This is a genomic window from Amycolatopsis balhimycina FH 1894 (assembly GCF_000384295.1).
Taxonomy (GTDB): domain Bacteria; phylum Actinomycetota; class Actinomycetes; order Mycobacteriales; family Pseudonocardiaceae; genus Amycolatopsis; species Amycolatopsis balhimycina.
The window spans coordinates 1,000,226-1,025,729 of sequence record NZ_KB913037.1 but is presented as its reverse complement, the minus strand read 5'-3'; the positions used below and the strand labels follow the sequence as shown (position 1 = coordinate 1,025,729).

General features: G+C 67.3%; 23 protein-coding genes and 2 pseudogenes. 8 read left to right on the top strand and 17 right to left on the bottom strand.

The annotated features are described in order from the left end of the window. Positions 1 to 280 precede the first annotated feature (280 nt). Entirely contained in the window at positions 281 to 2,416 is a 2,136-nt protein-coding gene (locus tag A3CE_RS0103840) for a hypothetical protein (protein WP_125592009.1), read from the top strand. A 170-nt stretch (positions 2,417 to 2,586) separates the two neighbouring features. On the opposite strand, the pseudogene A3CE_RS49990 reads toward A3CE_RS0103840, so the two are convergent. Further along, positions 2,587 to 3,233: pseudogene (locus tag A3CE_RS49990) on the bottom strand (AI-2E family transporter); the annotation flags it as partial. Here A3CE_RS49990 and A3CE_RS49985 point away from each other — a divergent pair. Continuing rightward, positions 3,227 to 4,957 carry a M36 family metallopeptidase gene (locus tag A3CE_RS49985; RefSeq protein ID WP_425387608.1) on the top strand — a complete coding sequence of 577 codons (1,731 nt, stop codon included), beginning with the start codon at positions 3,227 to 3,229 and terminating at the stop codon, positions 4,955 to 4,957. The pseudogene A3CE_RS49990 and the gene A3CE_RS49985 sit on opposite strands and share 7 nt — an antisense overlap. Positions 4,958 to 5,026: 69 nt before the next feature. Here A3CE_RS49985 and A3CE_RS0103825 read toward each other — a convergent pair whose 3' ends face one another. The 12 genes from A3CE_RS0103825 to A3CE_RS0103770 form a co-directional block, all read right to left on the bottom strand. Next, positions 5,027 to 6,661, bottom strand: coding sequence for an ABC transporter substrate-binding protein (locus tag A3CE_RS0103825; RefSeq protein ID WP_169523931.1), 1,635 nt, complete (start codon positions 6,659 to 6,661; stop codon positions 5,027 to 5,029). Between the two features lie 232 nt (positions 6,662 to 6,893). Beyond that, on the bottom strand, positions 6,894 to 7,724 hold the full coding sequence (locus A3CE_RS49980) for a cyclase family protein (RefSeq protein WP_020638734.1): 831 nt from the start codon (positions 7,722 to 7,724) through the stop codon (positions 6,894 to 6,896). Positions 7,725 to 7,784: 60 nt separating this feature from the next. Further along, positions 7,785 to 8,453 (bottom strand): nuclear transport factor 2 family protein, encoded by a 669-nt coding sequence (locus A3CE_RS0103815; RefSeq protein ID WP_020638733.1) that lies wholly within the window; start codon positions 8,451 to 8,453, stop codon positions 7,785 to 7,787. Positions 8,454 to 8,457: 4 nt separating this feature from the next. After that, positions 8,458 to 9,129, bottom strand: coding sequence for a nuclear transport factor 2 family protein (locus A3CE_RS0103810; protein WP_020638732.1), 672 nt, complete (start codon positions 9,127 to 9,129; stop codon positions 8,458 to 8,460). Between the two features lie 34 nt (positions 9,130 to 9,163). Next, positions 9,164 to 10,141: a sugar kinase gene (locus tag A3CE_RS0103805; protein ID WP_020638731.1), complete on the bottom strand. Its 978-nt coding sequence runs from the start codon at positions 10,139 to 10,141 to the stop codon at positions 9,164 to 9,166. A gap of 1 nt (position 10,142) precedes the next feature. Beyond that, positions 10,143 to 11,171: an ABC transporter permease gene (locus A3CE_RS0103800; RefSeq protein ID WP_020638730.1), complete on the bottom strand. Its 1,029-nt coding sequence runs from the start codon at positions 11,169 to 11,171 to the stop codon at positions 10,143 to 10,145. Further along, complete coding sequence (locus tag A3CE_RS49975; RefSeq protein ID WP_125592011.1) at positions 11,168 to 12,202, bottom strand: ABC transporter ATP-binding protein; 1,035 nt, start codon at positions 12,200 to 12,202, stop codon at positions 11,168 to 11,170. The genes A3CE_RS0103800 and A3CE_RS49975 overlap by 4 nt, the downstream gene beginning before the upstream one ends. Further along, the gene (locus tag A3CE_RS0103790) at positions 12,199 to 12,993 is read right to left on the bottom strand and encodes an ABC transporter ATP-binding protein (RefSeq protein WP_245589773.1); all 795 of its coding nucleotides are present in this window, start codon (positions 12,991 to 12,993) and stop codon (positions 12,199 to 12,201) included. Before A3CE_RS0103790 ends, A3CE_RS49975 begins: the two co-directional genes overlap by 4 nt. Before the next feature lie 2 nt (positions 12,994 to 12,995). Continuing rightward, positions 12,996 to 13,673: an ABC transporter permease gene (locus A3CE_RS0103785; RefSeq protein ID WP_211231803.1), complete on the bottom strand. Its 678-nt coding sequence runs from the start codon at positions 13,671 to 13,673 to the stop codon at positions 12,996 to 12,998. Between the two features lie 303 nt (positions 13,674 to 13,976). Beyond that, entirely contained in the window at positions 13,977 to 14,639 is a 663-nt protein-coding gene (locus A3CE_RS0103780; protein ID WP_026468116.1) for an L-ribulose-5-phosphate 4-epimerase, read from the bottom strand. Between the two features lie 12 nt (positions 14,640 to 14,651). Continuing rightward, positions 14,652 to 15,494 carry an L-ribulose-5-phosphate 3-epimerase gene (locus tag A3CE_RS0103775; protein WP_169523928.1) on the bottom strand — a complete coding sequence of 281 codons (843 nt, stop codon included), beginning with the start codon at positions 15,492 to 15,494 and terminating at the stop codon, positions 14,652 to 14,654. Positions 15,495 to 15,523: 29 nt separating this feature from the next. Then, a complete protein-coding gene (locus A3CE_RS0103770; RefSeq protein WP_169523919.1) occupies positions 15,524 to 16,318 on the bottom strand; it encodes an orotidine 5'-phosphate decarboxylase / HUMPS family protein in 795 nt (264 codons plus the stop codon). 61 nt (positions 16,319 to 16,379) lie between these two features. Between A3CE_RS0103770 and A3CE_RS0103765 the strand changes: the two genes are divergently transcribed. Both A3CE_RS0103765 and A3CE_RS0103760 read left to right on the top strand, forming a co-directional pair. After that, on the top strand, positions 16,380 to 17,345 hold the full coding sequence (locus A3CE_RS0103765) for a sugar-binding transcriptional regulator (protein WP_020638723.1): 966 nt from the start codon (positions 16,380 to 16,382) through the stop codon (positions 17,343 to 17,345). 155 nt (positions 17,346 to 17,500) lie between these two features. Then, positions 17,501 to 18,493, top strand: coding sequence for a phosphotriesterase family protein (locus tag A3CE_RS0103760; RefSeq protein ID WP_020638722.1), 993 nt, complete (start codon positions 17,501 to 17,503; stop codon positions 18,491 to 18,493). 689 nt (positions 18,494 to 19,182) lie between these two features. On the opposite strand, the gene A3CE_RS0103755 is transcribed toward A3CE_RS0103760, so the two are convergent. The 4 genes and pseudogenes from A3CE_RS0103755 to A3CE_RS49960 form a co-directional block, all read right to left on the bottom strand. Next, positions 19,183 to 20,457 carry a glycoside hydrolase family 1 protein gene (locus A3CE_RS0103755; protein ID WP_020638721.1) on the bottom strand — a complete coding sequence of 425 codons (1,275 nt, stop codon included), beginning with the start codon at positions 20,455 to 20,457 and terminating at the stop codon, positions 19,183 to 19,185. 137 nt (positions 20,458 to 20,594) lie between these two features. Then, a pseudogene (locus A3CE_RS59535) lies at positions 20,595 to 21,345 on the bottom strand (fumarylacetoacetate hydrolase family protein). Between the two features lie 144 nt (positions 21,346 to 21,489). Then, entirely contained in the window at positions 21,490 to 21,798 is a 309-nt protein-coding gene (locus A3CE_RS49965; RefSeq protein ID WP_211231887.1) for a RidA family protein, read from the bottom strand. 99 nt (positions 21,799 to 21,897) lie between these two features. Beyond that, positions 21,898 to 22,197 (bottom strand): cupin domain-containing protein, encoded by a 300-nt coding sequence (locus A3CE_RS49960; protein ID WP_020638718.1) that lies wholly within the window; start codon positions 22,195 to 22,197, stop codon positions 21,898 to 21,900. A 200-nt stretch (positions 22,198 to 22,397) separates the two neighbouring features. On the opposite strand from A3CE_RS49960, the gene A3CE_RS57840 reads away from it, so the two are divergent. From A3CE_RS57840 to A3CE_RS0103720, 4 genes are all read left to right on the top strand, one after another. Then, on the top strand, positions 22,398 to 22,571 hold the full coding sequence (locus A3CE_RS57840; RefSeq protein ID WP_020638717.1) for a hypothetical protein: 174 nt from the start codon (positions 22,398 to 22,400) through the stop codon (positions 22,569 to 22,571). Continuing rightward, positions 22,568 to 23,308 carry an amidohydrolase family protein gene (locus tag A3CE_RS57835; RefSeq protein WP_342668128.1) on the top strand — a complete coding sequence of 247 codons (741 nt, stop codon included), beginning with the start codon at positions 22,568 to 22,570 and terminating at the stop codon, positions 23,306 to 23,308. The genes A3CE_RS57840 and A3CE_RS57835 overlap by 4 nt, the downstream gene beginning before the upstream one ends. A 59-nt stretch (positions 23,309 to 23,367) precedes the next feature. Next, positions 23,368 to 23,640: a hypothetical protein gene (locus A3CE_RS0103725; protein WP_020638715.1), complete on the top strand. Its 273-nt coding sequence runs from the start codon at positions 23,368 to 23,370 to the stop codon at positions 23,638 to 23,640. Between the two features lie 271 nt (positions 23,641 to 23,911). Beyond that, positions 23,912 to 25,381, top strand: coding sequence for a multicopper oxidase family protein (locus A3CE_RS0103720; protein WP_020638714.1), 1,470 nt, complete (start codon positions 23,912 to 23,914; stop codon positions 25,379 to 25,381). Positions 25,382 to 25,504: the final 123 nt, after the last annotated feature.

The window sequence follows — 25,504 nt, the reverse complement described above, 5'->3', positions numbered from 1 at the left end:
GCCGAGCGCCGCCGTAGTGCGCCGTTCCGCCCACGCGAGACCGGACGAGCCCCTGCCGGCCCTCTGTGAGCGCCCGGTTCAACGTGGCGATGACGAAGTTTGCGCTGGACCGGGCACGTCACTGTCCCTGGCGGACGCGGAACCGGCCGTTCGTCGCGTATGGGCTGGAAGATAGTTACATTCGATTGCGCTGGGACGGGTGCTCGTGAAAAGTCGAATTCGTGAGGCAATCCCGCACGGCCATCCGGGTGTCGGCCTTCGCGCGGCAAGCGGTCTGCCGATGAGCGGGCGGCGCCTTCCCAGCCTGCGGGCACCTTGGGTCGCCGGGCTGATGTCGTTCCTGGTGCTGGCGTCCGCCGCGGCAATCTGCCTGTCCCGCACCGGGGATTCCGCTCCGGTTCCCCAGTCGGTGCTTGACAGCAGGCAGGAAAGCACAGAGGCGGCGCAGGAAGCGATTTCCCGGTCGCTCGACGGCGGGATGGGCAGCCTGGCGGAGATTGCCGCGGTCGTCGACGAATCGCTGAGCCGGCCGGACCGAGCTTTGCCGGTCCTGTCCAAGGGCCGGCCCTGGAAGTCGCTCTACGTCGTCGATCGGGCCAGCCGCGAGGTCGTGGCCCAGGCCGGTGCACCGGCACAGCCGGCGCTTCTCGGCGACCCGGCCCCCAGCGAGGCCGGGATGCGGCTGGCCCAGGTCGACACCGGACGACAGATCGTGGAATACACGCCCATCGGCAAGGCGGCCGACACGAAATACCTACTCGTCGGGCAGGTCGATCCGGACCGGCTCGGCGAACTGCTCGCCGCCGCCGGGCCGGAAGGCGCTTGGCTGCTGGACAAGTCCGGCTCGGTGATCGTCGGCCCGGACAACCGCAGACCCCCTCTGGGAGTCATCGATCCGGGGCTGGAGCCCGGCGCAGCTGCCTCCGGCAGCCGGGCTCAGCACGCTGCCGGGCAGGAGGAGGTGGTCGCCTGGGCAGCCATGGATGGCACGTCTTCTTCGACCGCGCTCGGCTGGACCGTGGCGTCGGAACAGGCGACCACCGAGCCGGCCGCGTTCGCCGAGGCGTCTGGTCGGCGTGCAATCACGGTCGGCGCCGGGCTGGCCGTGCTCACCGTGATCGTTTTCGCCGCCTTCTATCTTCTGCTGCTGCGGCCGATCCGGCTTCTCAGCCGAGTCGCGACATCTTCCCGCCGCACCGCGGCGAAGGCACCGAAGCATGGGGAAGCAGGACGCATCGCGCTGGTGTTGACCCACGCCCGGGCCGGGCGCTCCGGACGATATCGTCCGCTGGCCCTGCTGACCTGGTCCGCCGGCGCCGCCCTCTTTCTCGGCGCTGCGGCCACCGTCACGGTTCTTCCGTCATTTTGGCCGGTCGACGCAATCCCGGCGAGTGTTGCAGCGGAACAACAGGCGCGATCGTCGCTGGCTGCTCACCAGGTGCAATCCTTGCTGGACAGCGGCGTGTCCGACCTGACCGCCGTGGCAACGGGAGTCCGGATGTCGAAGGACACCGAAACACCGGCGAAGCTCCTCTCCCAGCTGATGTCCACACGGGACCGCTATCGCGGCGTCGTCTACCTCGCCCCGAACGGCGAGCTGCGAGCCAAGTCCGGAGAGGACGTCGACGCCGCGGCGATCAAGGCCGCCGACGAACCGGCTCTCGCGGTCGACACTCCGCAGGGCGGCTCACCGCGGGTGTTCGTCTCCGCTCCCGTCACCGGCGAGAAGGCAGGCCGGCTGATCGCCGAGTTCGCACCGAGCGCGCTCAGCGGACCGCTGTCGTCGGCGGGACCCGGCAACACCTGGTTCCTCGACGCCGACCGGGAGGTCATCGGGACGACCACCGCGTCCGGGCTCTCGAGCCGCCCGGACTTGGCGCAAGCCGTCCGGGACGCCGCCGGAGGGCCCGGCCACGCGCTGCGCGACGTGGACGGCGGGCGGCACCTGGTGAGCTGGGCGCCGGTCACCAGCACCCTGCTGACCGGCCTCACCGTCGTCACCGACCGGCCGGAAACGCCGCCGACCCACCTGAACGAAAAACGCGACCTGATCCTGCTCGGGACGCTGATCGCCGTGCTGACCATCGTCATCTTCGCCCGGCTCTACGTGGTGGTCATCAGACCGTTGTCCGCGCTGGCGGAGGTGGCGGAGCGACTCGGCCGCGGCGACACCGGTGCTCCGGTGATCGTCCGCGGTTACGACCAGCTCGGCCTTGTCGCGCGCGGCCTGGAACGAACCCGGCGCGACCTGATCCGATCGATCGCGACGACACCACCCACCGCTCGCCGCCCGACGCCGCGACCGAGGCCGGCGACCGCCACCCACTCGCGCACCGCCGCAGGGCCGCCCCCGCCCAGCTCGCGGAGGACGCCTCGATCACCCACGTCGACGACCACCCGGCGACCAAGACGCTGACCCGCCGGGGCCGCGGACCGGACGCCCCTGCCACGAGTAGTCCACCGAGAACGTCTGGAGGGCGGCTGCCTCCTCGACCGTGACGCGGAGCGGCTCGGAGTCGACTCCGCCGTCCTGGTGCCGGCGGAGCCCAGCTCCGGGCGGTTCCGGCCGATGGTCAGCAGGTGCGGCTATGCCGGGACGGGCCCGCTCTTCGGTGCGTCGATGGCGGGCTCCTCTTCGGACTGTGGGATGCGACGGTCGACAAGCGACCGGATTCCGGTGTTGAGCACGGCCAGCAGCGGCACCGCGAGCAGTGCGCCCGAGATACTGCCCGCAACCAGGCCGACACTGATGGCGAGCACGACGGCCAGGGGGTGCAGCTTTACGGCCCTGCTGAGCAGCAGCGGCTGCAGGATGTGGCTCTCCAGCTGCATCACCAAGACGACGATGCCGAGCACGACGAGGGCGGTCACGAATCCGTTGGTGACCAAGGCGGCCAGCACGGCGACCGCGCCCGCCACGACGGACCCGACGATCGGGACGAACGCGGCCAGGAACACGAGTGTCGCCAAGGGAATCGCCAGTGGTACGTCCACGATCCACAGTCCCAGGCCGATACCCACGGCATCGACCACGGCCACCACCGCGCGCGGACGTAGGAGACCAGTGAGACGAATCCGCGCCGGCCCGCCACGTCGACGCGAGGACGGATGTCCGCGGGAACGCCCTTCACGAGGAAGCCCCAGATCCCGTCGCCGCCGGCCAGGAAGAAGATCGTGATGAAGAGGGTGAGCAGAGCACCGGTGAGGAACTCGCCCACGGCGCCCGCTGTGCTGTTCGGCCGCCCTGCAATGCTCGTGGGATCCGAAGACGTCGAACTCCTGGCAAGTCAACCGGGCCAGAACGCGGTGCAGATGTTCTCCTTCCTGGGCACCTTCCACGACCACCTGCTGGCCGGCCCGATCGGCTTCACCCGCACCGCGGGCAACTTCGAGGCGGTCGACGGCGACGCCGTGCAGGGCAGGGTCGGACGACGGCGCCGACACTGCCGGCGGCCTGCCCGACGGCTCGCACGTGGACAACGCGAACATAAGCACGCCCCTGGACGGCACCCCGCCGCGGATGCAGATGTACCTCTTCAAGCCGGACTCGCGGTTCCTGGCCGGCAACTCGGGCGACAGTGCGGACATCGTCTACCACGAATACCCGCACGGTCTGTCGAACCGGCTGGTGGTCGACGCGAACGGCGTCTCCACGCTCGGTGACGTGCAGGCCGGCGCGATGGGCGAAGAGTGGAGCGACTGGTACGCCGAGGACTTCCTGGTCGGCCAGGGCCTGGAGCGGGACAAGGCCGTCGGCGACGTGCGGGTCGGCAAATACGTGACCGGCGGCGGCACGATCCGCACGGAGCCGCTCGACTGCACCGTCGGCGCGCCCGCCAGGGTCTGCCCCGGCACCCCGACGACCGGCTCCGGTGGCTACACCTACGGCGACTACGGCCGTCTCTCCGGCTTCGCCGAGGTGCACGACGACGGGGAGATCTGGGCGCAGACCCTGTGGGACCTGCGCAAGGCCGTCGGCAGCGCGAAAGCGGAGTCGCTGATCACCCGGGCCATGGAGCTGTCCCCGGCGAATCCGTCCTTTTTGGACGAGCGCAACTCGATCCTGCAGGCCGACTTGGTCGTCGACGGCGGAAAGCTGCAGAAGGCGATCTGGCAGGTCTTCGCCCACCGCGGCATGGGTTACTTCGCCGCGGCGAGCGACGGTGACGACATCCAGCCGGTCGAGGACTTCTCGATGCCGCCGGCGGCGGACACGCCGCGGGGCACGCTCACCGACCAGGACAGCGGCGCGCCGCTCGGCGGCATCACGGTCGCTTTCGGCGGGCACGCTTCCGGCTTCGGCGGCGGCCTGGTGGCCACCACGGCCGTGGACGGCAGGTACACGATCTCCGGGATCCTGCCCGGCACGTACACCAAGGTGGTCGCCCGCGGACCCGGCTTCGACCCCACGGAGAAGACGCTGTCCGTACCGTCGCACCCGGTCGGCCAGGACTGGACGGTCCGCCGGGACTGGGCCGCGGCCGGCGGCGGCGGTACGGTGGCAAGCTTCACGGGGCCCGACTTCAGCCCGATGTGCGGTCCCGGCACCATGATCGACCAGTCGCAGTACAAGGGCTGGGTCTCCCTCATCCAGCCCGGCGGGCTGAACGTCGTGGTCGAGCTGCCGTCGAAGGTCGACATCGCCCAGGTGGTGGTCAACCCGACGCCGGTCTGCCTCCCCCTCGAGAGCGTGCAGACCGGTCAGTACCTGGTGGAGACGTCCGCCGACGGCACGACGTGGACCACGGCCGCGAAGGGTACGTTCCCCTCCGCCACCTTCACGCCCGCTCCGGTGGCGCTGACCCCGGGCACCGGCAACGGCGTCGGATACGTCCGGTACACGATGCTGACCACGCGAGGCCAGGAGGACGGCCTCTGCACCCCCGGCACGTCCACGCTCGGCTCCTTCTTCATCAGCAGCACCGAGCTGGCGGTCTACGGGACGCCGGCGGGGTAGGCGCTTTCATGGAAAAGTGCCGGGCCGGCAGCGGCCGCCCAGGAAGCTGGGCGGCCGCCGGCGGAGATGCTACTTGTTGAGGTTTGAGATCCGCGGTGTGATCGGCCCGACCGCCTGATCGACGTTTCCGGCGTTCGAGTTCATGGCGAAGATGTTGGGCGTGTCCACGAGGGGAATCCACGGGAACTGCGTCGCGTTGTATTGGGCGATCTTGACAAGGGCTTCGTTGTATTCGGGAGAACCGGGCTCGGATGCGCCAACCGTGTGCACCAGGGCTGAGAACTGCTGGTCTTTGAAACCCCATGAGACGTTCGGTGAGTCCGGCGACTCGAGGCTGACGTCGAAGTACGTCGACGGCAATGCTGCGCCCGAGTAGTAGAGAATCGACTGGTACTTGCCCTCCTGGAACTGGGAGTTGAAGTCATTGCCGTTGGCGACATGGTTCAGTTTGACGTTGATGCCGATTTGTTTGAGCTGGTTCTGGATCAGGATCGAGCTCTGTGTGACCTGCGAACCAGGCTGGTTCTCGTTGTAGCTGAGAGTCAGGTCGAGGCCGTTCGGAAAACCAGCCTCGGCCAGTAGTTGCTTCGCTGCCGACACGTTGTAGGTGTACTTCGGGACGCTGTCGGAGTTCGGCGGCATCTCGGAGGGCAGTAGTGCTGTGGTCGACGGTGTCGCGAGTCCGGCGTAGGCGCTCTTGTTCAGCTCGTCGCGATTGATCGCCATGCTGATCGCCTGGCGAACCTTGACGTTGCCGAGTGCCTTGTCGTTGAAGTTCAGGATGAGAACGTCGCGACTGAGCGGTGCACACGGGTAAACCTTGACCTTGCTGTTGCTCATCAAATCTTTGTATTGCGTCCACGTCGGCGCGTTGGCGTAGTTGATCGAGCCCTGCTGGAGCAGCTGGCTCTGGTCGGATGCGCCGGCAACCTGCTTGACGATCAGCTTGGCGACCTTGCCTCGACTGCCTGTGTAGCCCTCATTCGCAGAAAGGGTCATCTGGTTGCCCGGGTCGAACGAGTCCAGCTTCCACGGGCCGAAGACCGCCGCGTTCTGAGCGACCCACTTCTTGCCCCACGGGTCGTCCTGGGTGGCGTGTTTCTTGATTTCGGTCGAGTCGAAGATGGTGAAGGTCGGGATGGCGAACAGGGCGAGATCGTCCGGGGTCGCCTGGTCGACGTTCAGTTTGAACTCGTGATCGGAGACGACGGTGACAGGGGTCTTCGAGAAGTGCGCGTCGGCGGACGCCAGGTACTTCGAGATCGGACTGTTCGCGATCGCGTAGTCCACGCTCCACTTGACGTCCTGAGCTGTCAACGGGTTGCCGTAGCTGCTCTTGTAGTCGTTCAGGACTATGTCGTAGGACTTCTTGTCCGGCGACTGCGTCCATGACTTCGCCAGGTTGCCGACGAGCTTGTCGCCGGACAACGAGGTGGTGCAGCTCGTGGACTCGAAGTCGAAGAGGAACGAGTCGAGGAAGGACATCGCCGGCCGCGTGCCGCCGCTGAACGAGGTCGGGTCGAGCGTCGGCGGCAGGGCGGGGATGGCGGCGACGAAGGTGGACGATGCAGGAGAACCCGATCCTCCGCTGCTGCCACATCCGGCGACGAGGCCGGCGCCGGCCAAGAGGCTCAAGCACGCCGCAGCGGTGCGCGAGCGCCCCCGGATGCGCCCAAGGGGCGACAGGTTGCCGATTTTGGGCATCATTGCCTCTCTTAATGTCAGTTGCGGTCTCCTCGAGCCGCCCTCCACGGCACCGAACGACGTCGACGCATGTAGTGGAACCGTCTGGTTGACCGGTAACGCTAACCGCAAATGTACGTACGTCAACGCGACGTGCACATATGTGCAGGCGACTATAGTGCGAGGTCAGGGCCGCAAACAGGCGGGCACGAGGGTCCACGCGGAGCCTCCTGGCCGCAGGAGGACCGGTTCGTCAGGCGTTCGCCGGGATGAGCGCGAGCGGGTTGACCGGCGACCCGGTGCCGCCTGAAATCATCAGGGGTGCCATCACGAACAGGAACTCTGCCGGCCGGCGCTCCGAGAGCGCACGCAAGTCGAGCATCTCCAGGATGAAGACCCCTGCCTTGGGGATGAGTTCCGCGTGCACGCCGAGGGGGTCGGGGGAGGGGACTGCCTCGTAAGGCATGGTGTCGGACCCGGTCGCCACGATCCCGCGTGCTGTGAGTGCTTTGGCGGTTGCGGTGTCGGGACCGGGCATCGGTGCTTCGAGGAAGGTGTCCGCATCGTGATAGATGCTGTCATAGCCGGTGCGCAACAGAACGGTATCGCCGCTCCGGATCTGCACGCCTTGGTCGGCCGCGCAGGCGTCGAGGCGATCCGGGGTGATCACATAGTCACCGGGGATCCTCTCGACGTCCAACCATCGCGCGAAGTCCAGCAGGACGCCTCGGGACACCACAGGCCGCAAGTTCTCCATGGTGCGCATCCGGATGCCGTGGGCGGCGTCCTGCACCCCGGGGTCGTCGATGCGGGTACCGTCGAGGAGCTTGCGCCGGTAGGAGACGTGGGCCAGGCCGTCCACATGCGTCCCGGTGTGTGCGCCGAGCGATATCGCGTCGGTGGCGCCATGGATCTCGGGGGATTGTCCGGGGAGATTTCCCGCTGTGGTGCCGAGCGGACTGAGCAAGGCATGCATGTAGGGCGGCGAGAGGGCAGCCCGGGCCTCCCCGACCCGAAGAGGGTGCGCGAGCGATACCACCTCAGCCTGCAACAGCCCGTTCAGCACCGCGACCTGATCGCCCACGCCCTCACCTCTTCGGTCTGCCCGGGCCGTCCGGCCCGGCCGTGATAACGCCTTTGTGTGTCAGGGAAGACCTTCGTACAGCCAGCCATCGTCGGTCTCGTCGGGATAGCGTTCCCACGTGTCGCGCGCCGGCGGCTCGGGTACCGCTTGCCGGACCTCGTCCTTGCGGTAGGCGAATCTGCCGAGGAAGGCCCTGTCCTGTTCCGGCGTCAACGGCGGGCGTGTGTTCGTCGGCTCCATGCTGTGCACCCAGCCGGCGTGGTACTCGTTCTTCGTCGTCCGTTGCCAGACGCCGGAGAGGATGCGCCACTCACCATCCTCCACAACGTGAGTTCCGGGGACCATGCCGATACTGATGATCGCCATCGGGTGCTCACGGTGCTTCGACAACCCCTCGAGCCCGAGTGACCACCAGACGCCGCGTGCCCGGGTGGCGGTCTGGTCGACCTCGATGATCGGCGTCGTCAGAGGGTGGAAGAGCGCGTTCCCTTCGAGACTGTCGACCACCGCGGCCCGGGGAGCGGTGTAGGCCGGGTTCGCACCGGGGTGCCGGGTCGCGTACAGCTCGCGGCGCGCCTCTCCGAGGTGCTGGTCGTCATGGAAGATCGCGGCTTGCCCGCGCAGATTCTGCACCTGCCACACCGCGAGCAGCCGCTCCACCTCTGCCTCGTACTGTTCGAACTCCTCGTCGTCGAGCGCGGCGAGGTCGTCGATCGTGATCGGGTCCATCGGGTCAGTGCGTCTTGTCGCGGTTGAGCATCCAGCCGATGCCCTCGTAGGTGCGGTGGGGCCGTGGGGCTGCGGGAAGACCGTCCCGGATGCTCAGCGGCGAGTACGGGTTGTGATGGGTCGTCGGCTTGGCCAGCGGGTGCATCGGCACGTTCGGCCTGTTGATCAGACTGGTGTCGTCCGTCCAGCCCCGGTCGTAGTGGCACTTGATGTACCGGAAGTAGTGCAGGTGCCAGATTTTCCACGTGCCGCCGTCGGGTACGAAGTCGGCGGCGAGTGTTCCCCACAGCCAGATCGCTTCCGGCTCGTCGGTGCCCTCGACGAGCGTGCCGGCGCCGGGGCACCACCAGAGCGCTTCGGCGCTTCGCTGGTCGTCCGCGACCTCGATCATCGGTGTGGTGAGTTGGAGGTCGACCATCTCGCCGGGCGCACGTTCACGTCCGATGGTTTCCCGCACGATCGTCGTCACGGCTTCGGGGCCGATGAAGACGCCTTCGTCGGCCCACTCCACGGAGACGTCGGGACGGCCGAGGGCGAATCGCGCGAGAACTTTGTCGGGCTGTCCGAAGTTGACGGCCGCGACAACGCGGCCCATCTCGTTCTGGATCTCGTGGTACGCCCGCAACTTGTTCAGGTTCGCGGCGAGCCGAGCCCGCCGCTCGTCTGTGACAGCCATTCTCGGTCTTCTCCACTCGGCTCTACGGTGAGGCTCAGCGAACAATATCCTGGCCGAACGACCTGGTCAGGGCTTCCAAGTCCGGCAGAGTCGTCCGTACTTGGTCGTCGTGGCGCGTGAGGGCGAGGGCGGCTGCCGCGATTCCCAGCCGCAGGCCCTGCTCGGGGTCTTCGTTGAGGAATCCATGCAGGAAACCACCGATCAGCGCGTCGCCGGCGCCGACCCGGTCCACGACGGTGGTCGCCGGCGGCTTTGCCAGGAGCACGGTCCCGTCCACGTAGGCTGCGGCGTCGCACGCCCCGTCGGAAACCAGCACCCAGCGGGCGCCGAAGCGGTTGCTCAGTGCGGTCGCGACGTCGCCGACAGGGCCGAAGAGGCCGAAGACCGTCGCGGCGTCACGTCGTGAGCAGGAGATGATCGAGGCTCCGTCCAGCAGGGGGGTGAGCTGTTTCAGCGCGCGTTCGGGCGTGGTGAGTTGCGACCGGTAGTTGACGTCGACCGAGACGGCTTGCGCGTGCCGGTGTGCTTGAGCCACCGCTTCGGTCAGGCAGGCGTAGAGGCCTTCGCTGAGCGCGGCCGTGATGCCGGTGACGTGGAGCAGCCGCGCGTCACCCAGGTAGTCCCAGTCGATGTCGTCCCGGGTGAGCCGGGCGAAGCAGGAGTCGGCTCGGTCGTAGGTCACCCGGCTGGGAACCGGTGGGGTGGAGGTTTCGACGAAGTAGAGCGCGACCCGGCCGGTTTCCCGCCACACGATCGCCGACGTGTCGACGCCGGCCGTGCGGTACTCGCCGGCGATGCGCCGGCCCAGAGATCCGGTGGGGAGGCTGGTCACCAAGCCGGTGCGATTCCCCAAGCGGGACAGCAGGCCGAGTACGTTGCCCTCCGCGCCGGCGACGTGCACGGCGAGGTCGTTCGCCACCTCGAGCGATGTTCCGAGCCGGGTGTTCAGCCGTAGCTGACCTTCGCCGATGGCGGTGACATCGCGGGATGGCTGCATCTTGCCGGTCGTCATGTCACCGCGCCTGCTCAGTCCGCACACGCGGGTCGAAGATCGCGGTGAAAACATCGAGGAGGACGTAGACGATCAAGGTGACGACACCGGCCAGCAGGACGAAACCCTGGGCCGAGGGGTAGTCGGACCGCTCCATCGACTGAACCGCCCACTGGGACAGCCCGTTCCAGTTGAAGATCGTTTCGACGATGGCCGTACCACCGAAAAGGCTGCCGAACACGATGGCACCATAAGTCAGGATCGGCGTCCTGGAGGTCAGCAACGCGTACCGGAGGATCTGCCGCTCTGGCAGCCCGCAGGCCCGGGCGAACTTGGTCTGGTCGGACTCGAGAGCCTCGCGCAGGGCCGTGCGGCTGATCCTGGCGAACACCGCGGCGATGACGAGGCCCAGCGTGAGGACCGGGAGGATCGCATGCATCAATGCGTCGTGGAACGTGTCCCACTGACCGGTCAGCAGGCTGTCGAGCAGAACCATACCGGTGCGGTGCGGGGGAGGTGTGGTGACGATGGACAGCTGCCCCTCAGGTCCGGGCAGAGCCCCCGTCAGGTAGCTGAGGAAGTAGATGAGCACCACCGCGACGATGAAGTCCGGCATCGACTGGAAGATGCCCGCGACGGTGGAGGCCGCGCGGTCGGGCCATCGCCGGTGGAAGTACGCACTGACGCTGCCGAGCAGAAGGCCGAGGACCACGGCGACGAGCAGGCTGAGGATGATCAGCTCGATCGTCGAAGGCAGGTACTTCCCGATCTGGTCGCGCACGCTCGGATTGGCTCCGAACAGCGAATTGCCCAGGGAGCCGTGGAACAAGCTGCTCCAGTAGTCGAAGTAGCGCGTCAGCAGCGGCTTGTCCAGGCCCAGGCGATGGCTGATCTCGGCGATCTGGTCGTTGGTCGCGTACGGCCCGCCGATCGTCCGCGCGGGGTCGGAGGGGGCCAGCGTGACCAAGAGGAACGTGACCGTGATCAGGAACCAGAGGGAGGCTGCCATGAGCAGGAGCCGGCGGCTGAGGAACTTGGCCCAGGCTTTCATCGGATCGCTTCCTTCGCACTTCGCTCGCGCGCTGCGTCGGCCGGGGCCGATGGCGGAGGCGTCAGATCCGCCCAGCGGATGCAGCGCGATTCGTGGCCCGGCCGGATGGCTGCCATCGGGGGCAGTTCGGTTGCGCAGGCATCGATGGCCAGCGGGCAGACGGCGCGCAGCGGGCAGCCCGTCGGCAACCCTTCGCTGCCCGGCGGCCGCGGCTTGAGCCGGTAGCGTGACGGTGCCGCGTCGAGTTTCGCCGGCAGCTCGGACGACACGAGAGCCTTGGTGTAGGGGTGCCCGGGCGCGTTGAGGATGGCTGCCGTCGGGCCTGACTCGACCAGATGGCCGCGGAACATGACGACCGATCGTTTGGCCATCCGCCGCACCGAGCCGATGTCGTGGGTGATGAGCAGATAGGCGAGGTCGAGGTCGGCTTGCACCTTGTGAAGCAGGTCCGTGATCTGTCGCCGGATGGTGCGGTCCAGGGAGGCCGTGGGCTCGTCGAGGACGACGAGCTTGGGACGTCCGATGATGGCGCGGGCAATCCCGACGCGCTGCTGCTGCCCGCCGCTGAGCTCGCCCGGGAACCGACCGGCCAGTTCGGGCTTCAGGCCGACCTGGCTGAGGGCCTCGGCGACGCGCTGCCTGCGTTCGGCCTTGGAGACATCGCCCTGGACGACGAGCGGCTCGGCGACCAAGGAGCTGACCCGCAGCCGCGGATTGAGGGACTCGTACGGCTCCTGGAAGACCACCTGCATCTGGGTGCGGAGTCGCTGAAGATCCTTCGGTGATGCTCCGACGATTTCGGTGTCCTGGAAGTGCACTTCGCCCGAATCCGCGGCGAGCAACCCGAGCAGCAGGCGGCCCAGAGTGGACTTTCCCGACCCGCTCTCACCGATCAGGCCGACGGTCTCGCCGGCGCGGATCGCAAGGTTCACGTCGTTCACCGCGATCAGGTCGGTTCCGCCCTGACCTCGAAAAGTCTTTCGCAGATGGCGTGCGTCGATCACGACAGGCGCGGGACCATTGGTCGTCATACCGATTCCCGGAGTTCGAAGTCGTCGGCGAAGAGCTCGCGTGTGTACTGGTGGGTCGGGTCCGTGAACAGCGTGGAGACCGAGGATTGCTCGACCACGCTCCCCGACTTCATCACCAGCGCATGATCGCAGTAGTTGGCGATCACGCCGAGGTCGTGCGTGACGATCAAGACAGAGGTGTGCATCTCGTCGCGGAGCCGGGCGAGCAGGTCGAGGATTTGCACCTGGACCGTCGGGTCGAGCGCGGTGGTCGGTTCGTCCGCGATGAGGAGCTTCGGGCCGAGCATGGTGGCCATGGCGATCACCACGCGCTGCGCCATTCCACCGCTGAGCTGGTGGGCATATCCGTTCAGGACTTTGTCGACGGCGACGATGCCGACGGAGTCGAGCGCTTCCTTGGCCAACCGGAAAGACTCGGACTTGGAGCTGGTCTTGCGGTGTGCACGCAGCACGTTGTGGAACTGCCTGCTGATGCGAAGTGTGGGATGGAGTGACCCGAAGGGGTTCTGTCCCACGAAACCCAGCGTTGTTCCGCGGAGTTGGCGCAGCTGCTCTCCTCGAGCGGCGAGCATGTCCACGCCCGAAAGGTGAATTTGTCCGGCCACAGTGGACTCGACCGGGCGAGGAAGCCGGGCGATCGCATGGATGGCTGCCGACTTGCCGGATCCGCTTTCGCCCACCAGGCCCACGAACTCGGCGTCGCCGATTTCGAGATTCATGTTGTCGACGACAACGTTGGAGCCACGCCGGGTCCGGTAGGTGACGGTCATGTCTTCGACGGAGAGCACCATGGTCACCGCGCCTGAGTGAGATCTTCGACCACGCGGGCCGTGAGGTTGACACAGCTGATGACCACGAGAATCGCCAGGCTGGGAAACAGCGCTACCCACCACTGGCCCTGGTTGATGACGCCAGCACCATCGAAGATCATGCCGCCCCAGGTCGGGGTGGGCGGATCGACGCCCACTCCCAGGAAGTTCAGGCCGGCGATCACGACGATGGCGAGTCCGACGCCGAGCGTCAGCTGCGTGAGAACGAGGTTGAGCACGTTGGGCAGCACGTGCACCCGGAGAATGCGTGCTTCGCTGCTGCCGGTGGCGGTGGCCGCCTCCACGTACCGCTTGGACCGGATCACGACGGCGCCGGCTCGAACCAGGCGGATGAAGCCGGGTGCGATGACGAGCACCATCGCGAGGATGACGTCGTAGAAGTGGTCGCCCGCCAGTGCCACCACGGCTACGGTGACGATCAGCAGCGGAAGTGACTGGAGCGCATCGACTCCGCGCATCACGATGTTGGACAACCAGGACTCTTTGCTGACCGCCAGCCCGATCGGCACGCCGATCACCATCGCGAGGAGCACACCGCCGAACGCCAGCGGCAGGTCGATCCGGGCCGCCTCGATCGTCCGGGAGAACACGTCGAACCCGTTGGCGTCCGTCCCGAACCAGTGGCTGCCGTTGGGGGCCACCGAGATCACGCTCGTGTCGGGCGTGGTCGGGGCGTACGGCAGCGGTGCGAAGACGCTCGCCAGGAACAGGCCGATGATCGGCCCGAGTCCGAGCGCGAGCCGGATGTAGTCGCCGCGCGGCGACTTCGGAGCCTCATGCGACTCCGGGAGCATCGTGTCAACGACACTTGCTGTAGTCACGCAATCACCGCCGTCTCGTCGAGTGTGTTCCACTCACGCGGCGTGACGCGCACCACTTCGCCGTGAGTGCCATAACTCTAAGCAACTACGTACATTCGTCAAATGTGAATGCACGTATGTGCGTCAACCCTGACTTGCTGTTGCCGTGCCGTAACGGTGGGTGTATCGCTCGTGGTTGGCCGTGATCTCGGCCTCGGGAAGCGGGGTGAGCGGGCCGAGCTGGCTTGCGTACCAAACGGTCTTCGCCACGTCCTCGACCATGACCGCGGCCTTGAGTGCGGCCTTGATCGACGCGCCGATGGTGAACACGCCGTGCTGCTTCATCAGGATGGCCGGCGATCGACCGATGGACCGGCAGATCTCCTTCCCGATGGCGTCGCCGCCGATGGCGGCATAGTCGCCGAGGGGGATCTCGCACCCGAATTCGTCGGCGATGGCGGTCATGTAGACCGGGATCGAAAGACCGGCCGTGGCGAAGGCCGTCGCGAAGGTCGAGTGCGTGTGGATGACGCTTCGCACGTCGTCCCGGTTCGCGTAGACGTAGAGGTGCGCGGCGGTGTCCGAGGACGGACCGAGGTCACCGTCGACGACTTTGCCGTCCAGGTCCACGACCACCATGTCGTTCGGGGTGAGGTCGTCGAACATGCGGCCGCTCGGCTTGATGACGACCAAGCCGGTCTCGGGGTCGCGAACGCTCACGTTGCCCGAGGTCCAGGTCACCAAGCCGGCAGCGGGGAGCTGTCGGTTGGCAGTGCAGACCTGCTCGCGAAGTTCGGGGAGAAGCATCCTGGTGTCCTGTCAACTGGCGCTGGCGAGCGCGTCGGAGATCGTCTGGCGGATCCACCGCAGCGCGTCTGTCGCGATCTGGGTGGCGGTGGTGGGATCGTCGTTCCACATCTCGAGCGTCAGTGGCCCGTCGTAGCGGATCTGGTTCAGCGTCTGGAAGACGGCGGGGAACGGTACGGTGCCCTCGCCGAACGGCACACGTCGCGGTTCGCCGGCCCGCGCGTCCTTCAGGTGAAGGCCCACCGCCGCTCCCTTGACAAGTGCGGTCTGGGCCGCGACTCCGAGGGAATGGACGGCGAGGTTGCCGATATCCGGGTAGATCTGGAACCACGGGTTGTCCAGTTCGTCCCGCAAGGTCAGGCAGTCGCTCACTGACGCCATGTCGACGGTGTCGATGTTTTCCACGGCGAGCATCACGCCGCGTTCAGCGGCGTGCGCCAGGCCGACGCGAAGGCCGTCGACATACCGGGAGCGGGCGTCGGGGGATTCGGGCTCGTAATAGGCGAAGTAGCCGGCGATCTGGATGACGCGGACACCGAGATCGGCCGCGAGATCGACGGCGTCGTGCAGGATCCGCGCCGCCTCGGTCCGCACCTGCGGGTCCGCGCTGCCGAGGCCGAAGCGTCGATGTGCGCTGAGGCAGATGGAGTAGATCGGGATGCCGGTCTCCTGGATGTCGGCGACCAGCCGGCGTCGTGTCTCCGCGGACCAGGCCAGCCTGGCCAGACGATCGGCGGACTCGTCCAGTGACATCTCGACGAACTGGAAACCGGCATCGCGTGCCTGCTCGAGCATGCCGAGCCACGGTCCCGGCGCGAGAGCCTTCTCGTAGATGCCGAACGGGCGGTCGGCCAATGCGGTGCGCATTTTCGGATCGCTTTCCATTACTTCAGTGACGGGAGATTCGCGACCGCGGCCCGGAAATCCCACGCGCTCGCAGCCGGATCGGCGGAGTCGTACAGAGCCCGCCCGGCGATGAATATCTCGACGGGGTACGCGGCGAAGTGGGGGACCTCGCTCACCGACATGCCGCCGGTAACGCTGACCCGGCCGCCGAGTTCGTGAATGCGGGAGATCGACGCCAGGTCGTCGGCGGACCAGGAGAGCTCGCCGCGCGCCTCGGCGTCACGGCTGCGGTGCAGGATGAAATGGCGGATGCCGAGATCGCGGCATTTCTCGACGAGGGCCCAGGTCCAGCCGTCCGAGAGTTCGACCTGGACGTCGCCGCCGAACTCGGCGGCGACGTCCACGACGGCCGCAAAGCTCTCCGGAGCGGCACCGCTGACGACGGAGACGAGGTCGGCGCCGGCCTCGAACGCGAGGCGAGAGAGGATCGAGCCGGCTTCCGCGACGCGGATGTCGGCCAGCAGCAGGTGATCCGGGTAGCAGGCCCGCATCTCCCGGACCGCACGCATACCCTCGGCAAGGCAGAGGACGGTGCCGATCTCGATGATGTCGATGTGCTGCCCGACCTGGCGCGCCGCGGCGAGCGCGTCGAAAATGTTCTTCGTGTCGAGCGCGACCTGGACCTTGCGGCCCGGACGGACCGCCGTCCGCTGCTCCTCAAGGGATCCGAGGCGAGCAGCCCTCGTATGTGTTTCTGTCACTGTGGCGCACTCCTTGGTGTCGGTGCGGGCTTGACGCCGACCTAGGGTCAGCAGGGGGCGGACAATCGTCAACTTCCCCTGCACTTTTGTTCACGGTCGCGATACACTGGCCGTCGCCCGACTCAAGGAGGGGATGACTGCGGACTCGATCGAGGACCAGATCCACAATTTGGTGGCAGCTGCGCGGATGTACTACGAGCAGGATCTGTCCCAGGACGAGATCGCCAAAGCTCTGGGGAAGTCACGGCCGACCGTCTCCCGGATGCTGGCCGCCGCGCGCAAGCAAGGGATCGTGCACATCGAGATCCGGCCACCGCTGACGCGGTTGGTTCCGCTGGAGCGCGCGCTCCAGGAACGTTTCCGACTCGAAGACGCGCGCGTGGTCAGGTCGACATCCGGGGAACCGGACACGGCCGATCATCTCGGGCGTGCCGCAGCGAACTACCTGCAGTCAGTTCTCCGCGATGGTATGGCCCTGGGTGTTTCGAACGGCCGGTCGCTGGCCGCCACTGCGCGTTTCCTGCAGCCTGAACTCGCGGTCCACATCAACGTCGTTCAGATCATCGGCGCACTCGGCCACGACAATCCGGCGATCGACGGGCCGGACGTGGCCCGGGCTTTCGCCACGGCCTATGACGCCACGTGCCGGTACCTGCACGTGCCGATCCTGGTCGAGAGCCCCGTCATCAAGCAGACGCTGATGCGTGATCGCAACATCGCGCAGACGCTGCGTGTCGGCGCGAACGTCGATGTGGCCGTCGTCGGCGTCGGCACCTTGGATCCGACGAACCAGAGTCCCATCTTCGAGGGTCTCATCACGCAGAAGGACATCGTCAAGACCAGGCAGGCCGGCGGCATCGGCCACATCTGCGGCGAGTTCTACACCGCGACCGGTGCCCGCGTGCAGGCCAACCTCAATGACCGGACGATCAGCATCGGCCTCGACGCGATGAAGCGGATTCCGAAGGTCATCGCTGTCGCCGGGGGAGCGTCCAAGGCGACCGCGATCGTCGCCGGTCTTCGAGGCGGGTACTTCAACACGCTGATCACCGACGACCGCGCGGCCGAGCGGATGCTGCGGATGACGCCCGTCCGGTAGCCGGCCCTGATTCCGGGCTCCCCTCAAGCTTGAACATTCGTGCACGGCTGATTGACAGGTGTCCACGGGGGGCGAGGATGTGAGTACGGATGGCAGTTGGTTCGCCATGAGAATCTGCCGCCTTCTCCCACTACCGCAGACTCCCAGGAGCAACGATGTCCTTCGTCCGCACCATCCAAGGTGACGTCGATCCCAGCAGTCTCGGCGTGGTCAACTGCCATGACCACCTGATCCGGGTCGGTGCCGGAGAAGTCTTCCTCGACGCCGACCATCTGCTCGACGACGTCGACAAGGCCGTCGAAGAGGCCTCGTACTTCGTCAAGGCCAGCCAGGATTGGGTTGCCGGCGGTACGGTCATCGACATGTGCCCCTCGGCGTGCGGGCGCTCGGTGACGAAGCTCGCTGAGGTCGACAGCCGCGTCGACGGACTGCAGATCGTCGTCGCGACCGGCTTTCACCAGGAAAAGGTGTACCTCGAGACGCGTACCAGCTGGGTCAACCAGTACTCCGTCAACCAGATCGCGGACCTGCTGATCGCCGACATCGTCGAGGGGGTCGATGCCCACGACTACATGGGCCCGATCGTCGAGCGCACCAAGCACAAGGCCGGTGTCATCAAGTTCGCCTCCGCCTACGGCAAGATCACCGAGTGGGAGCACAAGACCCTGGAGGCCGTCGCCATTGCGGCGAAAGAGACCGGCTGTCCGATCAACACCCACACGTCCGCGGGAACCGCGGCGCTCGAGCAGGCCAAGGCGTTCGTCAAGCTCGGTGTCGACCCGGCGAAGGTCGCGATCGGCCACGTCCAGCGCAACAATGACGTCTGGTACCTCTCGCAGATCACCAAGCTCGGCTGCTACCTCGAGCTGGACGGCACGAGCCGGATCAAGTACCTGCCCGATAGCAGCCGCGTCATGATCGTCAAGGGTCTGACCGAACTCGGTTACGGCAAGCAACTCCTGCTCGGCACGGACTCCGGCAAGCGGTCCTACCAGAAGGCCTACGGCTCGGTCACCGGCATGGACTTCGACCCGGCGGTGTTCGCTCCCCGGCTGCTCGACGAAGGCTTCGACCGCGACGTCGTCCTGGACCTGCTTGTCAACAACGCCCAGACCTTCTTCCAGTTCGGCCAGGGGCGTCAGCAGTAAGCGTTCTTGGGGACAGCTCAGCCCGCCCGATGTCGTTCGATGCCGGGCGGGCTGGCGTGCGGACTCCGATGTTCGCCTGAACCGACCGCACTGGGAGGGCGTGCGGGAATCGGCTTGTGAGCAGACGTGCCGGTGGGGATGCTCACGAGGTGCTGATCGAGTTCCGCCGCGCGCCGCGGGGAGAGTCGCAGGTATGGGTCCACCGCCCCGACGGGGTGCTGGTGTGACTGCCGTCGTACTCGCGAAAGTGGCGGGTGCCGCACGACCTTGCGCATGCGGTCACCGAGCGGGAGCTGGGACTGGCCTAGGACCGGCGGAGGTGCTGGCCGGAGTGCTGCACCAAGCCGGTGGAGCATCGCCGACCGGTTCCGCAATCGGCAGTGCGCGAGGCGTGGGGGGTGGTCAACCAGGATCCGTTCCCGTGGACATCCGCAGACATCGCCCGCGCCACCGATACATTGGGTGCTCTTGGCGAGCAATGGTCCACATTGGACTCTCAGTCCGTGCTGAAGTTCGACTGGCCGAAGCGGCTGATCCGGAGGCCGCGCTAGGCCCACGGGCAAGTGCGATCACTCCTCGCGGACACGGACTTCCCCCACCGGGGTGTGATCGGCTCCGACGAACAAACGCGGCCACTTCGCACAGACAGAACCAGCCGTGGCCGCCGCGCCGACGACCTGCCCGATCGCCTATGCCGCGGGGGGCCACGTCACCGGCTCAGCCGGCAGGCATCGGGAACGTGCGACGTCTCCGAGCCAATACGCGCTCTCCTTCGGCCGGCGAGCGAAGGTCTGACGGTCGACCGCGACGAGACCGAAGGTCGGCTCGAATCCGCCTGACCACTCGTAGTTGTCGAGGAGTGACCAGTGGAGGTAGCCGCGCACGTCGATACCGTCTGCCAGGCACGTGTGCACGGCGCGCAGCGCCCGGTCCATGAAAGCCACCCGTTTCGGATCGTGGGTGGTGGCGACGCCGTTCTCGGTGAGCAGGATCGGCTTGCCGCCGCTGACTCGGTGAACCCGCCGGATCGTCCCGTCGAGAGCTTCGGGGTAGAACTCCCAGCCGACTTGCGTCGTGTCGTCGGTTTCCACAAGGCCGTTCTTGTTCTCGGGGTGCAGGCCCGGTCCGCGTTCCCCTTCGGGGCCGAACCGGATGCGCGTGTAGGTCTGCAGCCCGACGAAGTCATCCTCTTGGGCGGCTTCGATGTACCGTTCGCTGATCAGTGCGTTGAGCTCCCACTCGGTTTTGCCGGGTGTCGCGCCGTCTTCGTACTGCATGTCCTGAAGGGCGAGTGAGACTCCCGCCGGCATCGAACCGTGGTCGTGAATGGCCTTGACTCCCAAGCGGTGGGCGGTCAGCACGTTGTCCGCGACGCGGTGAGCGAGCTCGCGGTCGCCCACCCTGCCGGGCGGGTGGATGCCGAGGACGTACCCGGCATCACCGGCTCCCTCCGGTTCGTTGATCGTGACCGCCCAGCCGATGAGATCACCCAGAGTCCGCGTGACGTGGGCGCAGAAGCGCTGAAAGAGCTGCGGAAAATCGTCGGCCGCGAAACCGCCACGCCGCTGCAACCAGAGCGGCAGCGTGAAGTGGTTGTAGGTCACTACGGGCACGATGCCGTGCTCGTGGCAGGCGGCAAGCACGCGGCGGTAATGTGCCGTCTCGGCCCTGGAGAACATCCCTTCGGCCGGCTCGAGCCGTGGCCACTCGACGCTGAACCGGTAGGCGTTCAGCCCGAAGCCCGCGACCAGGCCGATGTCCTCGGGGTAGCGATGGTAGGAGTCGCAGGCGTCTCCCGACGGCTCGTGCACCGGGGAACCCGGGCGGTGCTCGAACTCCCACCAGTCCGAGTTGGTGTTGTTGCCCTCGGTCTGGTGTCCTGCGGTCGACGCCCCGATGAGGAAGCCGTCCGGGAAGCGAAGCGGGCGCTTTCCCTGTGCGGGTGCGCCCGGGTTGTCGGACATCCGGTGAGTGCCTTTCCTTCCGGCGACTGATCGGAGCTTTCGGAGTTCGAGGTAACGCTAGCTACCCCTGTACGTACGTCAACTACTGTTGCACATTCGTTCGTCGAGAGGCGGGGCCGTAATCGCCGCTGGTGATGCTACGGCTGCCCGCTGAGGTCGGTCGTGACAACCCGGTTGCGAAGCTCGCCGAGACCACTGACGGAGGTGACGACCTCGTCTCCGGACGCGAGGAACACTTGCGGTTCGCGGGCGTTGCCGATCCCGCTGGGGGTTCCGGTGAGGATCACGTCGCCGGCCCGCAGGGTCACGCCCCAGCTCAGTTCGGCGATGATGCGCTCGAAGCGGAACGCGACCTGGCGCGTGGAGGCCTCTTGCAGTACCTCGCCGTTCAGGGTGCAGCGCACGGTGAGGTCGTACGGGTCCGTGACCTCGTCGGCCGTGGTGATTCAGGGGCCCAGCGGCATGGTCGCGTCGATGCTCTTGCCCTTGAGCCATTGGCCGCCGTGGCGGCGCTGGAGGTCGCGCTGGGACACGTCGTTGGGCGACGCACAGCCCGAACACGTGCTCCCAGGCCCGCTCTTCCGGGATGGACCGGCCGTCCTTGCCGACGATCAGCGCGACTTCGGCTTCATAGTCCCATCTGGCCGAGATCGCCGGGTCGAACGCGATGTCGTCGAACGGGCCGATCACCGTGCCCGGGCCCTTGGTGAAGAACGTCGGATGCCGCGGCCGCTCCGGTGGGTCCTGTCCATCGCGTTTGCCCCGGGATTCCTCGAAGTGGTCCCAGTAGTTCCAGCCCGTGCACAGGACGTTGCGGGTTGAACCGGCGCAGCGGCGCGGCGAGCCGGACGGCGTCCAGCGAGAGACGCTCGCCGCCGAGAAGCTCACGGCGGACGGCGGCGAGTGCCGAGGGACCGTCGCGGACGACGTCGTCGAGCGTCGGCGCCGCCGCGGGCAGGATCGTCACCGTCGCGTCCTCCGGCCGCACCGCGCCGAGGTGGTCCTTGCCGCGGAGCCGGACGGTGGCGATCCTCATCGCGCGTCCTCCGGGAGGACGGCGATCGCGTTGATCTCGATCAGGTAGTCCTTGTTCACGAACTTCGAGACTTCGACCATGGTCGAGGCGGAGGCCGCGCCGGTGAAGTACTGCCGGCGCACGGCGTGGATGTCTTCGAAGTCCTCCATGTTGCGGACGTAGACGTCGACGCGGGCGATGTCGTCGAGCGTGCCGCCGGCGGCCTTGACCGCGGCTTCGAGGTTCTGGCACACCTGGTGGGTCTGGGCGCTGATGTCCCCGACGCCGGTGACGCCGCCGTGGCATTGCGGGCGGTCATGCCGGATATCAAGACCAGCCGGCCCGCGCGGGTCGCCTGCGCGAAGTGTCCGTTGGGGACAGCCAGATCCGGGGAGACGATTTCCTGTTTGGGCATGGGAGTTCCTTCAGCGGGCGTCGGCAGGGTCTTCGTACCAGTCGGGCTGGGTGGGGTAGTGTGGGCCGTCGTAGATCTCGAGCAGCACGGATTCCTCGTCGGCGTGCGTCGGGCCGTGCTCGGATCCCTTGGTGTTCCAGTAGAAGGCGCCCTCGGTGAGCGTGATGCCGGTCGGCACGTACGTGTAGCGGCCCTTGAGGCAGAACATGAACTGGTTCGACGCGTGCGCGTGCCGGGACGGGATGCCCGCGCCCTTCCGGAACCGGACGAGCGCGATCGACGCGCCGGTCTCGTCGTCGCGCCAGAGCATCTTGTGACAGGCCGTCCAGGGTCTTGTCGATCCAGTCCGGGTCGTGGGTCTGGACGAGGATCTCCCGGAACCGGCTGAGCGCGCCGGGCTTGCCTACGCGGGCACGGTCGGCGGCTTCGCCGGAGTAGGCGGCGGGGGCCGAGAGGTTGGTCGTCATCGGTTCTCGACGAAGTCCTGCGCGACACCGCGGCGGTGGCCTGATGACGTCGATCGATCTGCACGTCCACCTCGCCCCCGCAGGCGTCGGCCAGGTGGGGCCGGCGCTGCTGCACCAGCCCGGCGAAGCCGTGGCCTACCTCGACCGCGCGGGCCTGGACGAGGGGGTCGTGTCCATCCCACCGCCGTATTTCCGGCAACCCGCCACGGCGGAGTGAGTGCGCGCGGTGAACGACGGGATCCTGCGCGCGGTCGGCGGCCGGCCGTGCCTGCGACCGCTGGCTTACCTTCCGTTGGAGGAGCCGGAACTCGCGGGGGCCGAGTACGACCGCGTCCGGACCGAACCGCGGTTCGCCGGAGTCTGTGGCGCGGCGGACGGCGCGTCACAGTCCCTTGCGGACCCGCGGTTCGGTTCCCTGTGGAAGGTCCTGGACGCGGACTCGCGGCTGCTCCTGCTGCACCCCGGCGCGTCGCCGGACGACCGGCTTTCCCCGTTCTACCTGCACAACCTGCTCGGCAACCCGTCGAGACGGCAGTTGCGGCCGCGCAGCTCGTCTTCGGCGACGTCCTCGCCACCCATCCGGGATTGCGCGTGCTGCTCGTGCATTGCGGCGGCGCCGTGCCCACGGTCGCGGGGCGCTGGCAGCGCGGCGTCGACACAGCCCGGCCGGACGTCGCGCCGCTGGCCGAGGGCCCCCTTGCCGCGTTGCGACGCGTGTTCGTGGACTGCCTCGCCCACGACCCCGCGCTCGTGGACCAGGCCGTCGCGGTGTTCGGGGAGGACCGCATGGTGCTCGGCAGCGACTGGCCCTTCGCCATGGGCACCGACGACCCGCGCGGTCAAGTCTCCCACCGCGGCGAGGAGTTCGTGCGGCAGGTCGCCTCGGTGAACGCGGCTTCCGCACTGGCATCGCACAACGGACGGCCGGACGCGCTCAACGGATATCGGCAGTGACCCCGGTCACCTAACGTCGGCAGGGTCAGGGCAGCGGACGAACCGAGTGGTGATCCACCATGACGAACCCCCAGCTCACCCACCGAGCCCACGCCATCCTCCGCGCGACGGCGTGCGGCCGTGTCCGCGTCTCGCTCAGCTGCGAACCGGACATCTTCGTCGACGGCCTGGCCTTCTGTGACCAACCCGGCGCCCGTGCCCTGATCCACGCCGGGCTGATCAGCCCGGCCAGGCCCGGCCGGATCGGCGAACAGGTCCCGGCGAGATTGACCGACACCGGCCGCGGCGTCCTAGCCGACGCCGGCTTCGGAGCCCGGGGCACCGCCGCCTGAAGGCAGGTTGTGTCACGGTCCTCACACCTTCGGGTTGTGTCAGATGGCTTGACCCGGTCGGTGCATCCGGGGAACTTATGATCTTCCCGTTCATCGGGACGATGTCTGTTCCGTCGGCCGGAGAGGAATGGCCTTCTTGACCGCACGTTCAATCGCGCCTCGATCGCGTGTCGTCCGCCTGGGAGCCCTCGCTGCCGGGGCCGCGCTATTGTCTGCTTGCCTCGTGGGGTGCGAGAGCGCAGGGCCGGACTCGGCCCCCAAAGGGGGGAAGGTGCCGGCCGCCGAGGAGCAGGCGTCCGGCATGGTTTCCGGCGCCGCGCTGGCGGATCCGCCCGACCTCAATCCGGCAACCCCCGGCGACCAGGCGGTCGAGCTGACGGCGGTTCAGCAAGAGGTGATGATCTCGGGCAAGAAGGTGATGGCGGAGACCTACAACGGGAGCCTCGTCGGGCCGACGCTGCACGTGCTGCCCGGCCAGCGGGTCACCTTGAACCTGGTCAGCAAGCTGGGCACGTCGACCAACCTGCACTTCCACGGGCTGCACCTGTCCCCGGAGGGGAACGCGGACAACATCTTCCTGTCCGGCAAGCCTGGTCGCACTCTGACCTACCAGCTCGACATTCCCGCGAACCAGCCGCCGGGGACGTACTGGTACCACGACCACGACATGTGCCCCAAGAGCGGCCAGTCGATGCCGGGGATGACGATGCCCGCCGACCCGGCGAACGGCCGTTGCGACGGAACCGAGAGCCAGATCGGGGCCGGGCTGTCGGGAACCATCATCGTCGGGGACAACCGCGAATCGTTGCCGCCCGCCTACCGCGGCGTCACCGCGCACACGTTGGCGCTCAAGGACGCCCAGGTCAAGGAAGGCAATTCGATCGTCTACCCGGACGGGGTCCTCGAGCCCGCATCGGCGACGGTTCGCCTGGTCAACGGTCAATACCAGCCCACGCTGACCATGGCAGCCGGGGAAACCCAGTTGTGGCGGATCGCCAACGAAGGTTACGCCATCGCCTACGACCTCCAGCTCGACGGCGGCAGCTTCACGATCGTCGGCCAGGACGGAAATCCGTCCGCGGCGCCGGCTCAGGTGAACCACCTCCTGTTGCCGCCCGGCGGACGTTTCGACGTCCTGGTGACCGCCGGAGCCCCCGGATCGACCTGGCTGCGAACCCTGGCTTACTCGACCGGGCCGACCGCCGACAACTACCCCGACACGACCCTGATGAAGGTCGATGTCCAACAGGGCGACGGCGCTGGACCGGCGGGCATGACCGCCTCGCCCCAGATCGCCGGGCCGCTTCCCGGATCCCTGCCCGATCTGTCCGGGGAACCCGTCGCCCGGTCTCGCAGCGTGGAACTCAACGACGACGGCGGCAACAACTTCTCCATCAACGGCAAGCTGTTCGACATGCAGCCGACGTTCCCGGAACCGGCCGCCCTCGGCACCGTCGAAGAATGGACGCTCACGAACGCGAGTGGCCAGAACCATCCGTTCCACATCCACACCGCACCGTTCCAGGTCCTCAGCGTGAACGGTGTCGCCCAGCCGCCTGCCGACTACCTGGATGGGGTGACCGTTCCCTACGCGGTCGACGGCGTGGCCGGAAAAGTGGTGATCCGGATCCGCTTCGCGGACTTTACCGGGAAGTGGATGTTCCACTGCCACATCACCGGCCACGAGGACAACGGCATGATGGGCTACGTCAACGTCAACGCCGCAGGCGGCACCGGATAACCATAGACCGCCGCAGCCCGCGTCCGGACAAGGTCATTGTGCTCTACCCCAATCAGAACACGTGGGCTTCGTGCTGCCGCCCATAGGCACAACCCCGTGCGGGGAGCGAACCTCGTTGGACAC

Excerpts from the sequence above, each read along its gene's own strand:
- A3CE_RS49960 (WP_020638718.1), bottom strand. The coding sequence starts at position 22,197 with ATGCTCTGGCGCGACGACGAGACCGGCGCGTCGATCGCGCTCGTCCGG.
- A3CE_RS0103815 (WP_020638733.1), bottom strand. The coding sequence starts at position 8,453 with ATGGACCCGATCACGATCGACGACCTCGCCGCGCTCGACGACGAGGAG.
- A3CE_RS0103805 (WP_020638731.1), bottom strand. The coding sequence starts at position 10,141 with ATGACGACCGGCAAGATGCAGCCATCCCGCGATGTCACCGCCATCGGC.
- A3CE_RS49975 (WP_125592011.1), bottom strand. The coding sequence starts at position 12,202 with ATGACGACCAATGGTCCCGCGCCTGTCGTGATCGACGCACGCCATCTG.
- A3CE_RS0103840 (WP_125592009.1), top strand. The coding sequence starts at position 281 with ATGAGCGGGCGGCGCCTTCCCAGCCTGCGGGCACCTTGGGTCGCCGGG.
- A3CE_RS0103790 (WP_245589773.1), bottom strand. The coding sequence starts at position 12,993 with ATGGTGCTCTCCGTCGAAGACATGACCGTCACCTACCGGACCCGGCGT.
- A3CE_RS0103825 (WP_169523931.1), bottom strand. The coding sequence starts at position 6,661 with ATGCCCAAAATCGGCAACCTGTCGCCCCTTGGGCGCATCCGGGGGCGC.
- A3CE_RS0103780 (WP_026468116.1), bottom strand. The coding sequence starts at position 14,639 with ATGCTTCTCCCCGAACTTCGCGAGCAGGTCTGCACTGCCAACCGACAG.
- A3CE_RS0103765 (WP_020638723.1), top strand. The coding sequence starts at position 16,380 with ATGACTGCGGACTCGATCGAGGACCAGATCCACAATTTGGTGGCAGCT.
- A3CE_RS0103755 (WP_020638721.1), bottom strand. The coding sequence starts at position 20,457 with ATGTCCGACAACCCGGGCGCACCCGCACAGGGAAAGCGCCCGCTTCGC.
- A3CE_RS0103760 (WP_020638722.1), top strand. The coding sequence starts at position 17,501 with ATGTCCTTCGTCCGCACCATCCAAGGTGACGTCGATCCCAGCAGTCTC.
- A3CE_RS0103725 (WP_020638715.1), top strand. The coding sequence starts at position 23,368 with ATGACGAACCCCCAGCTCACCCACCGAGCCCACGCCATCCTCCGCGCG.
- A3CE_RS0103810 (WP_020638732.1), bottom strand. The coding sequence starts at position 9,129 with ATGGCTGTCACAGACGAGCGGCGGGCTCGGCTCGCCGCGAACCTGAAC.
- A3CE_RS0103800 (WP_020638730.1), bottom strand. The coding sequence starts at position 11,171 with ATGAAAGCCTGGGCCAAGTTCCTCAGCCGCCGGCTCCTGCTCATGGCA.
- A3CE_RS57840 (WP_020638717.1), top strand. The coding sequence starts at position 22,398 with ATGACGTCGATCGATCTGCACGTCCACCTCGCCCCCGCAGGCGTCGGC.